The organism is Acinetobacter lwoffii, assembly GCF_024129715.1.
Lineage (GTDB): Bacteria > Pseudomonadota > Gammaproteobacteria > Pseudomonadales > Moraxellaceae > Acinetobacter > Acinetobacter lwoffii_U.
Map to the genome: position 1 here is coordinate 21,891 of NZ_JAMXXM010000028.1, position 10,769 is coordinate 32,659.

The window sequence follows — 10,769 nt, forward strand, 5'->3', positions numbered from 1 at the left end:
AAAGAGAAAAGTTCCCTCTCCTGAGAAAATTTTAAAGCACTGCTTTAAAACGCAGCGCAAGTGAGGAATCGGATGAGGGTTTTATTTTATTGTGAATATTTTACCTCTCCCTACCCCTCTCCTAAAAGGAGAGGGAAAAATATTAGCCCCATTAAAAAAGCGCCTTGCGGCGCTTTTTTTTGACAGAATGCTTATACACCCTGTTCAAGCGGTAAGCCTGCATCACGGGCAGCACGAGTACCACCCATCAGAATGACATATTCACGTGAGCTGTCAAAACCCTCTAGTTTTTCCGCAGCACGTGGAGCTTTACTGCCCCCACCACACAAGATGTAAATGGGTTGATCCGCTGACACCTGAGTTAGGCTTTCTGCTGAAAGATCGTTAATGGGCTGATTCACCGCCCCTTTCACGTGTGCTTCAGCAAAAGCACTTGAATCGCGTACATCCCAGATAATTGCATTTTCTGGGAACTCAAATGTTGTAATTTCTTGCTTACGGATCATTGCGCACTCCTTTGATGTAAAACAACACTTGGCAAATGAAGAAAACATCCCTAGCATCTCAGATATTCTTTCCCTTTGTAAAGGTCTAAACTATGCCTTCTTTCGATATTGTTTCTGAATTAGAAATTTTTGAAGTAAATCATGCAGTTCAAAACACCCAAAAAGAAATTGCGACCCGCTTTGATTTCCGTGGTCAGGACGTTTCTATTGAACTGAATGAAAAAAACAAGGAAATCAAAATCTCGACTGAAAGCGATTTCCAGTGTGAACAAGTCTATAGCATGCTGGAAAGTCATTTCTTTAAACGCAAAGTCGATATTCAGGCGCTTGATCCACAAAAAATGACGGCTTCTGGCAAAAATGTGATTCAGGTCATCAAGCTTAAAGATGGTCTTGACTCAGATACCGCAAAAAAAATTAATAAAGCCATTAAAGAAAGTGGGATTAAGGCGCAATCTTCTATTCAGGGCGACAAGATTCGTGTGACTGATAAAAAACGCGATACATTGCAGCAAGTAATGGCATTCTTGAAAGAACAGCAATTTGGTTTGCCTTTACAGTTCAATAACTTTAAAGATTAAGACAGCAACGTCTGTAGAAGGAATTATGGCAAAGAACAACCGATTAGCCAGATTAGTCAAAGCCACTGCACGATTACCGCAAGGCATTCGTACTGCTTTGTTAAGTAAAACTTTTGGCCGGGTGGTCCCGATGGTCGGCTCTGCCAAGATTCGTTATGAGGAAATGAGTGCGTCCAAAGTGGTAGTAAGTATGGCCAATCATAAAGCCATGCAGAACCATATCGGACAAATCCATGCATGTGCAATGGCCCTGCTGGCAGAAACAGCGACCGGCTTTGTGACGGCAATGAATGTTCCGGATACAGCAATTGTACTGATCAAAAGCTTAAAGGTTGATTTTAAGCGCCCGACACGCGGTGCCATGACTGCTGTTGCTACGCTCACGTCGGAGCAGCAAGCCCTGATGCAAAACTCGGATAAAGGTGAAACCCTGGTTCAGGTCACCGTCACGGATGAATCAGGTGAAGCCCCCATTCAATGTGAAATGCTCTGGGTCTGGTTTGCCAAGAGCCAGCTCAAGAAATCATAATTTCTTCTTTTAGACAAAAAAATCCCAGAAATCAAATCTGGGATTTTTTATTTTAAGCCGTTTATTGGGCGAGCTGTGATTCCAAGAACTTCTGTTTCGCTTCGTCTGGAATAAGACGCTTGTTACCTTTCACATCGACAGCAACAAAGGTAAACACACCTTCAGTCACCCGAATTGGTGGGCGTGAATCATCATGACTGTCCCAAACCTCAATTTCCATCTGGATAGATGTTTTTCCAACTTTTAAAATTTTGGTATAACAACTAATCACGTCCCCGACTTTCACCGGGACCAGAAACGTCATCTGGTTAATTGAAATCGTGGCACAACGCCCCTTTGAAAATCGTTCTGCGTGAATCGCGCCTGCCAAGTCCATTTGTGAAACGATCCAGCCACCAAAGACATCACCACTCCAGTTGGTATCTGCAGGCATTGCGATCGTCTGTAGGGAAAGAATCCCCTCTGGTCTTACTTGAGAATCTGACACTTTCACTCCAGGCATTTGAATTAGGGTTGGGTATTTAACTGCTGATCAAGCCATTTTTGCAGCTCGCTTGACCGTAATGCACCGCTTATTCTAGCAATTTCGTTGCTTTTATTCATCAACACCAGCGTCGGAATACTGCGAACATTAAATGCCGAACTTAAGCGAGGATTCGCTTCTGTATCAATTTTTGCAAAAACCACATTTGGATATTGCTGGGCGACAGTCGCAAAATGCGGTGCCATCATTTTACAGGGACCACACCATTCTGCCCAGAGATCAATCAGGATTGGCAAGTCACTATGCGTGACAAACTGGCTGAAATTCTGCTCATTCAGCTCAATTGGTACCAGTGGAATCAGGGCTTGATGACAATGACCACAAGCAGGGTTGGCAGTGAGTTTATCTTCAGGGACACGGTTTTTGGCCAGACATTCCGGACATACAATAATCATCTAGCGCACTCCAATATGTTGATGTAAGAATTCTAATTGGGTCGAAACTGCTTTTTCAAACCATTCCCCATGATAAATATCAAAATGCCGGATATTCCACTCATGATATTGCACAAATGGTGCAATATTGGTCGCAGTTTCCCGACTGGATTCAATTGGAATCAGACTATCCAGTTTTGCCGCAATAAACAGGACTGGAATGTTAATCTTTCTGACTTCCTGAATCGGTCGATAGCGCATCAGTTTAAAGAATGCCCGTGCAGGAATATGACCACTCCAGTAATAATCCGGATTGACAATCGACAGATAACCTTCATAACTGTCCTTTGTCGGCATAAAACAGAGTTCATGCGGATCAACTACAGGTAAGGTTTTTGGTGCCATACCAACCTTGGCCCCCATATAATCCTGACTGGAAACTTTAAGCGCCTTGGGGAGTTGCTGTAAAGGATATAGTTGGGCACTTTCAGCCCCATCGACAAAAGGCACCTGTACCATCGCCGCCTGAATATTTTTCAGCTCTGCTGCAAGTGTCAATACATGCCCACCACTTAAGGCCGTACCCCAGAGCACGATCCGTTTACTGTCAATCGATTTGCGTTCCTGAATATGTCTGATCATGGTTCGCCAGTCATCGAGCTGGGCATTGATCGACACCAGTTCACGTGGACGCCCAGTGCTGCCGCCCCAATAGCGATAGTCAAATAAAACCACCGCATAGCCGGCACTGGCAAAACGCTGGGCATATTGCACCAGTTTAAATTGACGTAAGGCAGCCAGACCATGAGCCATCAGGATTACGGCCGGTTTTTCTATATTTTTAGGCCGATAAAAATCTGCAGCAATCACTTCCTGACCGCTTTTGACATACAGCGGTTCAACTGTATAAGCCTGCATACGCGCTCCATTGCGTTATCTTATGGTTATCATCATTTATAAAAATTTCAGAACAGGTTCAGCATGTTTTCAGCTTAATGCTATCATAAAGCATATCGATATAAATGAAATGATGGAGTGGCGTCATGAGCGAAAATGTAGGTTTTGCTGGTCAAATTGGTCCAGAACACGTAACTCAAGTGGTTGAGAAAGGTTTTAAATCGATTATCAACAACCGTCCGGACATGGAAGGTGGTTCCGAGCAGCCAACCAGTGCACAAATCGAGGAAGCTGCACGCAATGCCGGTCTGGATTATGTATTCCAACCAGTAGTAGCCGGTCAGATTACGGAGCTTGATGTACGCACTTTTGCCAATCATTATAATGAGTTGCCAAAACCGATCTTAATGTTCTGTCGTACTGGAAACCGCTCGAATAATTTATATCAGCTGGCAAAACAGATGGACCTGCTGGATGACTAAGTCATTTTGGAAAGGTGTGGTACTAGCAACCTGTTTTAGCTGTATTACACCTGTTTTTGCTGCAAATGATCTTAGCCGTGCGCTGACCTCTACGGTGAGTGTCACGGGGCAAATGACAACAAGCAAGTTTCAACAATTGATTCAGCAAGGTTTCAAATCTGTAATTGTAAATCGTCCTGATCAGGAAACTGGTAATAGTGTCACGGTGAGTCAATTACGCTCCATTGCAGAGAAATCTCAAGTGAGTGTGATTTATCAGCCTGTGGTGAGTGGCCAGCTTTCTCAGGCCAATATTGAAGAATTTGCTCGATATTATAATGAGCTGCCTAAACCAATTTTGATGGTTTGCCGGAGTGGTACACGTTCAGCAGCCTTGTTTAATCAGGCTAAATCTCAAGGATTGATCCATGAATAAGTTATTGATTATTGTATGTTGTAGTTTGGCTTTTGCCGGTTGTAGCTCGATGAATTTGAAGCCGACTGTGGGTGTAAGTGTGGGAACATCGATTTAGTTTTTTTAAATTTCACTTCCCCATAAAAAAACAGCGCCGAAGCGCTGTTTTTTCGTCAGATTAGATTATTAGTTGACACATGTTGTATATGGACTTACTCGGTTAGGTGCATAACTTCCATCAGCAGCATAATCACTACTTAAACTTGGCAATGTTAATGTTGTATAGCCTCTAGTTGGTGTTTGTGCAAGTGTAGTTTTCGCTCCTACTTCTACTGCGATCCAATGAGCATTTGCTTTTGGATATTCAATGATGAAGTCAAACCTACCAGTACTATCTGTACGATAGGTCGCGGTATATGGGTGAGTCGTACTATTATTTGCTGTACCACCTAAGAAACGAACCACACGTAATGCTTGACCATTAGCTGTCCAAGTTGATGTTGTTGGATCCACCGTACATGTCGTTGCTGAGTTTTTATCTTGAACTTGTGCAGGTATTGCACCAATTAATGGATAATAATAATCACTTGGTTTAATCCAGCCTTTTAGATTCGTAAATGGATAAATCGCATCTAGCTCTTTAACTGGTATTGTGATTGGATTCCCTCCTGAAGTAAAAGTAGGATCCCCATTTGAATCCAATACAGGTTTATTAACTATCTTCCATGGATCTTTCTGAATTTCAAATTTCCATTCACCTATGACGTAAAATGTTGGACGAATATCTAAAACCACATCCTGATTTGCCACTGGCTTCCCATCAACATCTACCAGCTGAACAGAACCCTCTTTTTGATAATAAATCCCGTTACCCGTTGATGTAAGCTCTGTTGGATTAAAATTAACCGCAATAGAACCAATCGTTACTGGCACTTCGGAATTTACCACATCAATCACATGCGGTACACGTCGCTCTGTATTCTGCGTATCTTTAACTACAGCTTCTACACGTAAATCAGCAGCAACGAAGTCATAGGTTGGATTACGTAAACTTTCATCAATTACAATTGAAAATTTTGCCCAACCATTCTCATCACTTTCAATAGTAGATGCGCCATGAATATATGCACCATTTTGATTATATTGAGGAATTGTTAATGTAACTGCTTTACCAGCTTGACTTGAACCATCTAAGTCTACTACCAATACTGATACTTCGAAAGAATCACCACGGACATTTAACTTATCTTTAGATACTTTAATTTTTAAGTCCAATTCTGGCGCTAAAACTGTTGGTGAGTGCACTTGAATACTGCCAGGTAGACTTACTGAAGCACCTGTTGCAGTGGTATGGGTTGCCGTTAATTCGATTGGTAGAACTGGTAATACTAATGTACCTTGTAGTGATTTCATCGATACTTCAAATACAGCTTCACCAAATTGATTAGTAATGAGCTGTGAAGCCCCTTTAATACTAGTCGCATTTCGCGGATCAGCAATAGCTAAGCTAACTTTTTCATTCGCAACACCGCCTTGATTCTTATCAAGAAGTTTAACCGTCACAAATGCACTATCACCTGCTGAACTTAATGACACACGACTACTATCAATAGTTAAGTGATAAGGATTACTAATATCTTGAACAGCAAAATTTAGCTTCGTCTGAATTTCATTACCGCGTGGATCACGGATAGTTCCTGTTACTACAATAGATTCTAAAGCAGCAGATGTAATACCTTGTGGAATAATTAAGTCAATTGGCACTGAACCATTTCCTTGTATTACCACTCCGTCAGCACTCAGTTTAACACCTGCAGCAATAGCTTTTGGATTCAGAGTCAATCGCATTGGTGTACCAGCTGCAGTATTAATCCCCATTTCATCTTTAACAGCTGCATACACTTTAACTGTTTGCCCAGCTGTCACTGTTTTTACATCTGATGTTAAACGTGGGTTTAACGCATTTGCAGGAGCAGTAATATTAATTGCACCTGTTTGCTGTAAACGGTCACCATTATTTAAGTTTGTACCTACTACAGCAAAGATAATGCCATTTTTGATCAAACTAGGGTCATACTCTCCCTCGGCTACGGTCACGGTAAATTCAGCTTTACCCTCACTATTCGTTTGAGTTGGTATATTGCTTAATGACACACGACTAGAAGTGAGACTAGATAAAGCAATTGCAATTGGTGTATTTGGAATAGGATTACCCTTTTCATCAACTGCTGTAATTTTGACGCGAGTCTCACCACCGAGAACAGAAATAGGATCTAATGGCTTATCTTCTATTGTAGTAAACAGAAAGTTAGCCAAGTCTGGTAAAACGACTGGTGGTTGTGCAACATCAACTTTCTTTGTAACAGTAAATGCGGAATCATCTGTACGAGTTGATTTCACGACGACCGTTAAACCATTCGCAATTAGATTCGTAAGTTCACTTACATTGCCCGCTTTTACTTTAATTGTAAATTTTGCATGACCATTTTCATCTGTGCGAATAGCTTGCGTAGAAACGTAACTCACACCATTATTTAATGCTGCATCATTTAAACCAATACTGATCAGCTGATTTTTAAGTAATTCGCCATCTGTACCTTTTGCGGTGACATTAACAGTTAATGTTTGCTCTTGACCCACTGTTAAAGTCAAATCTCCCAACATATCAACTGTAAAGTGATCAAGATCAATCACACCTTGTTCTGTAGGTGCTTTGAAATTCAGACGCAATGTTTGTGTCTTACCATTTGCTGAAGTCGCAACTAACGGTACACCTTGAATCGCTAAAGCAGCTTGCTCAGGCGATAAATTTGCCTTGTAGTCAATAGTAAAAGTTGCATATCCATCTGCACCGGTCTGTTTGGAAGACTGACCTGTATGACTCAAGCCTAAATCTTGCAACTGTTCATCACTTAAAGACCCTGCAATATTTAAAGACACAGTTTCGCCAATTAGTGCACTACCGTTTACACCGACTGCCTTCACTTTAACTGTGAAAGTTTGAGTTTTTGTATAATCAAATACCGCTAGTTTTGGATCTGTCGAAGAAGTAATTGGATCTATAGCTAAATAGCGCACCGCTTGTTCAGAAACTTCTTCATCAGAAACTGTAATAGCAATTGAATTGCTTACACCATTGTCAGTCGTAAAATTAGCTTTAATTCCTGCTTTTACCAATGCTTCTACTGCAGCAGGTGTTTGGGCATTAGTCTCAATATTAAAAGTGGCAAACCCATTCACCAAGTCTTTTTCCGCAGCCCCATCCAATGTTACACCATTTGATGTTGCCTCAGCATTTAAGTCAAGTTTAACCTTACCTTTAGTTGCTGCTAAGCCTTTATTATTAATTGCCTTAACAGTTACAGCAACTGAGTCATTTTTTGCATTCACTTTATATGAAGATGCAATTTCTAAACGCTGAATAGCATCGGCATCTGAAGCATTTGTATTTTCTGTTACTACATCAACAATAACGCTACCAGACTCAAGGTTAATACCATCTGTATAGGTTGCACTTAACGAAATACCTGTGTTGAATAAAGCAAGTGGATGTGTAACATCGGCCGTGCTAATCGTAAATTCTGCAATACCTTGTGCATTCGTTTTAGCAGTCGCATTATTGAGTTTAACGCCATACGCGAGCTCATCCTTTGTAAATCTCAAACGAATCTCTTTTCCACTTAACGGCTGATGTTGATCATTCTTTGCTAATACTTGGATTTTTACAGGTGTTGTACTTTTCGCAGCAACAGCCTGATCTGGCTTGATTACTGAGAGAGTTGAGACAATCTGAGATGTGTCTTTAAATGTTAAATCTGCTGTTGCGGTTTTTTCAGCTTTATGTTCATCAACTAGCAAAAAACTTAATGTTTCAGACTTACCCGCAAAAGTAGCAAGATCAGCTGATGTAAAATTACTACTCGCTTTAAGTGTATATTTCACCTCACCCTGAGCATTTGTTTGTTGAGTTGCTGCGCCATTAGTGATAATAAATTTACCGCGCATCGCTTCAGGCATATTTAAAGTAACAGACTGATTCGCTTTAATACCACCCTTAGCATCTGTTACAGTCGCAGTGACATCCACACTGCCATTTGGTAGATTTAATACTGTGCCCTGGGTCACATTGATTCTATAGTCACTGACAATCGTACTACTTTTCTTGATATTTAAAGTGTAAGGGATACTAACTGAAGTCCCATCAACAGTAGCAGTTAATTGTACTGAACCTTCAGCTTGTGCTAACGCAGGAACATTAATTTCAAATTTAGCTACACCATTTTCATCAGTCGCAACTACAGAGTTGGTACTGCTTACACCAAACTCATTTGTCGCAATTGATAAGCGAATATTTTTGTTGGCAATACCACCATTGTCTTCATTTAAAGCTTTAACCGCCAAGTAAACTTTTGAGTTGTCTGGAGCTAATTGAATTTCTTGACCACTCGCATTCTGTAAAGCTCGAGTTAAATGCGTTGCTACATTTGACGTATCTGTTTCTGACTGGTTATTATCACTTGTATTTCCCCCTTCCGTATTACCGCTAGAAGAACCATTATTATAATATCCATCACTACCACCCCCTCCACAAGCAACCAAAGAAATTGATGTTGCTAAAACAGTTGTATTTACCCCTAGTTTTTTCAAATTTATTAAAAAACCCATGATTTTTCCTACTAGATATAATAATTAATCGCCATAAAGTTAGTCTTTTGGCTTTTATACAAAATTTACTCAAATTAGCAAAAATAAGCAATGTAGTTACATAATTTACATCGAAAACATTGTAAATATTAAGGTAAATAGTTAGTTGTTGAGAACTGAGTAAACATTTTATGCATGACCTCATCATCATCGGCGCAGGCACTGCAGGAATAAGTGCCTATAACGAAGCCATTAAATACACCCAGAATATGTTAATTATCAATGATGGCCCATGGGATACGACCTGTGCCCGTGTAGGGTGTATGCCAAGTAAATTGCTAATCTCTTCCGCAAATCGCATGCATGATATTCAAACTGCTGAAGAACTTGCTTTAAAACATAATTCTATCATTGATCCTTCAGAGGTTATGCAACGCGTGCATGTCCTTAGAGAACGTTTTATTCGTGCAACCTTGAAAGGTGTCGATCAATGGGACAGCTCACATAAAATTTCCGGAAAAGCCAAATTTGTTGATCTCCAAACGATCGAAGTCAATGGACAATCCTATCGGGCCAAAAGTTTTATTGTCGCTGTAGGTTCACGCCCCAATATTGATGAAAATCTAAAGCAAAAATTAAAAGACAAATACATCACTTCAAATGAAATATTTGAGTTTTCCCAATTACCCAAATCTTTAGCAGTGATCGGCAGTGGCATTATTGCAATTGAATTAGCTCAAGCTATGCAACGACTAGGTGTAAAAACCACGATGTTTGCGCGTAGCCAAAAACTAGGCGCATTAAGCAGTGCAGTTTTACAAAAACTGGCGCAAGAGCAATTCAGTAAAGAAATCAATATCAAATTTAAAATTTTGCCAGATAAAGTTGAAATACAATCAGATAAAGTAAAGATTAATTTTACAGAAAATGATCAGTCTAAGAGTATTGACGTTGAATATGTCTTAGGTGCCACAGGTCGACAAAGCAACATAGATCGTTTAGGTCTAGATCAACTCAATTCAACATTCAAGGACATCAAAAACCTTCCTATCGATAAAGAAACCAAACGACTTGCAAACCTACCTATATTTATAGTAGGTGATGCCGCTCCTGATGCACCCATTCAACATGAAGCCGCGCATACTGGTAAACAGGTTGTTCATAACTGCTTGAATTATCCCGAGGTAAAACCTATTTCTGCCTTAATCCCATTGGCGATTGTATTTTGTCATCCTGAAATGGCGATTATCGGAAAAAGTTTCAAGCAACTAGAAGATCAACAAATCGAATTTATTCGGGGATTTGTCTCTTATGAAAATCAAGGACGTGCACTAGTTCTGGCAGAAAACTCAGGCGGAATAGAAGTTTATATTGATAAAAAATCAGGTAAATTACTTGGTGCAGAACTCTTCTGTTCACAAGCAGAACATCTGGCCCATTTACTGGCCTGGATGATTGATGCCGACCAGGATATTCACCAGATCCTAAAGAAACCTTTTTATCATCCTACGCTGGAAGAAGGCCTTAGAACTGCCTTTAAACATGCTCGACGTCAGTTTGATGCATTGCAAGAACAAAGTTGAGCAATCCGCCCCTTACTCGATAAGGTTAATTATCGCTCTAGCTTCATATTGAACACTGTATAAAGTTAACGTTATATGAATGCTAAATAGTCAAGACAATTATCTCGCCCATAAAAAAACACCCCCTGTTTGAGACAGGGGGTGTTTCGAATAATGAGCTGGCGATGACTTACTCTCACATGGGTAACCCCACACTACCATCAGCGCTAAGAGGTTTCACTTCTGAGTTCGGGAA

Annotated in this window: 10 protein-coding genes and 1 rRNA gene; 5 read left to right on the forward strand and 6 right to left on the reverse strand. The window is 40.4% G+C overall.

Features of this window, described 5'->3' with window-relative positions; all coding sequences use genetic code 11:
• Positions 1 to 191: 191 nt before the first annotated feature.
• Positions 192 to 506 (reverse strand): rhodanese-like domain-containing protein, encoded by a 315-nt coding sequence (locus NI462_RS13195; protein WP_005101788.1) that lies wholly within the window; start codon positions 504 to 506, stop codon positions 192 to 194.
• 92 nt (positions 507 to 598) lie between these two features.
• Here NI462_RS13195 and NI462_RS13200 point away from each other — a divergent pair, with 92 nt between their 5' ends.
• Positions 599 to 1,087: a YajQ family cyclic di-GMP-binding protein gene (locus NI462_RS13200; RefSeq protein WP_004281601.1), complete on the forward strand. Its 489-nt coding sequence runs from the start codon at positions 599 to 601 to the stop codon at positions 1,085 to 1,087.
• A 25-nt stretch (positions 1,088 to 1,112) separates the two neighbouring features.
• Complete coding sequence (locus tag NI462_RS13205; RefSeq protein ID WP_253160970.1) at positions 1,113 to 1,616, forward strand: DUF4442 domain-containing protein; 504 nt, start codon at positions 1,113 to 1,115, stop codon at positions 1,614 to 1,616.
• 61 nt (positions 1,617 to 1,677) lie between these two features.
• Here NI462_RS13205 and NI462_RS13210 read toward each other — a convergent pair whose 3' ends face one another.
• The 3 genes from NI462_RS13210 to NI462_RS13220 are packed head-to-tail and all read right to left on the reverse strand — an operon-like array spanning position 1,678 to position 3,452.
• Entirely contained in the window at positions 1,678 to 2,118 is a 441-nt protein-coding gene (locus NI462_RS13210) for an acyl-CoA thioesterase (RefSeq protein WP_494399505.1), read from the reverse strand.
• Positions 2,119 to 2,123: 5 nt separating this feature from the next.
• Positions 2,124 to 2,555, reverse strand: coding sequence for a thioredoxin TrxC (gene trxC / locus NI462_RS13215; protein WP_253160972.1), 432 nt, complete (start codon positions 2,553 to 2,555; stop codon positions 2,124 to 2,126).
• A complete protein-coding gene (locus NI462_RS13220; protein WP_253160974.1) occupies positions 2,556 to 3,452 on the reverse strand; it encodes an alpha/beta hydrolase in 897 nt (298 codons plus the stop codon).
• Positions 3,453 to 3,577: 125 nt separating this feature from the next.
• Between NI462_RS13220 and NI462_RS13225 the strand changes: the two genes are divergently transcribed.
• Positions 3,578 to 3,913, forward strand: coding sequence for a protein tyrosine phosphatase family protein (locus tag NI462_RS13225; RefSeq protein WP_004281596.1), 336 nt, complete (start codon positions 3,578 to 3,580; stop codon positions 3,911 to 3,913).
• Positions 3,906 to 4,328, forward strand: coding sequence for a protein tyrosine phosphatase family protein (locus NI462_RS13230; protein ID WP_253160976.1), 423 nt, complete (start codon positions 3,906 to 3,908; stop codon positions 4,326 to 4,328). Before NI462_RS13225 ends, NI462_RS13230 begins: the two co-directional genes overlap by 8 nt.
• A 165-nt stretch (positions 4,329 to 4,493) precedes the next feature.
• On the opposite strand, the gene NI462_RS13235 is transcribed toward NI462_RS13230, so the two are convergent.
• Positions 4,494 to 8,972, reverse strand: coding sequence for a hypothetical protein (locus NI462_RS13235; protein WP_253160978.1), 4,479 nt, complete (start codon positions 8,970 to 8,972; stop codon positions 4,494 to 4,496).
• A gap of 170 nt (positions 8,973 to 9,142) precedes the next feature.
• Here NI462_RS13235 and NI462_RS13240 point away from each other — a divergent pair, with 170 nt between their 5' ends.
• Positions 9,143 to 10,534 carry a dihydrolipoyl dehydrogenase gene (locus NI462_RS13240; RefSeq protein ID WP_253160980.1) on the forward strand — a complete coding sequence of 464 codons (1,392 nt, stop codon included), beginning with the start codon at positions 9,143 to 9,145 and terminating at the stop codon, positions 10,532 to 10,534.
• 156 nt (positions 10,535 to 10,690) lie between these two features.
• Here NI462_RS13240 and rrf read toward each other — a convergent pair.
• Positions 10,691 to 10,769: ribosomal RNA gene (gene rrf, locus NI462_RS15215) — 5S ribosomal RNA — on the reverse strand; the annotation flags it as partial.

Coding starts and splice junctions, on each gene's coding strand:
- NI462_RS13195 (WP_005101788.1), bottom strand. CDS start 506: ATGATCCGTAAGCAAGAAATTACAACATTTGAGTTCCCAGAAAATGCA.
- NI462_RS13200 (WP_004281601.1), top strand. CDS start 599: ATGCCTTCTTTCGATATTGTTTCTGAATTAGAAATTTTTGAAGTAAAT.
- NI462_RS13205 (WP_253160970.1), top strand. CDS start 1,113: ATGGCAAAGAACAACCGATTAGCCAGATTAGTCAAAGCCACTGCACGA.
- NI462_RS13210 (WP_494399505.1), bottom strand. CDS start 2,118: ATGCCTGGAGTGAAAGTGTCAGATTCTCAAGTAAGACCAGAGGGGATT.
- trxC (WP_253160972.1), bottom strand. CDS start 2,555: ATGATTATTGTATGTCCGGAATGTCTGGCCAAAAACCGTGTCCCTGAA.
- NI462_RS13220 (WP_253160974.1), bottom strand. CDS start 3,452: ATGCAGGCTTATACAGTTGAACCGCTGTATGTCAAAAGCGGTCAGGAA.
- NI462_RS13225 (WP_004281596.1), top strand. CDS start 3,578: ATGAGCGAAAATGTAGGTTTTGCTGGTCAAATTGGTCCAGAACACGTA.
- NI462_RS13230 (WP_253160976.1), top strand. CDS start 3,906: ATGACTAAGTCATTTTGGAAAGGTGTGGTACTAGCAACCTGTTTTAGC.
- NI462_RS13235 (WP_253160978.1), bottom strand. CDS start 8,972: ATGGGTTTTTTAATAAATTTGAAAAAACTAGGGGTAAATACAACTGTT.
- NI462_RS13240 (WP_253160980.1), top strand. CDS start 9,143: ATGCATGACCTCATCATCATCGGCGCAGGCACTGCAGGAATAAGTGCC.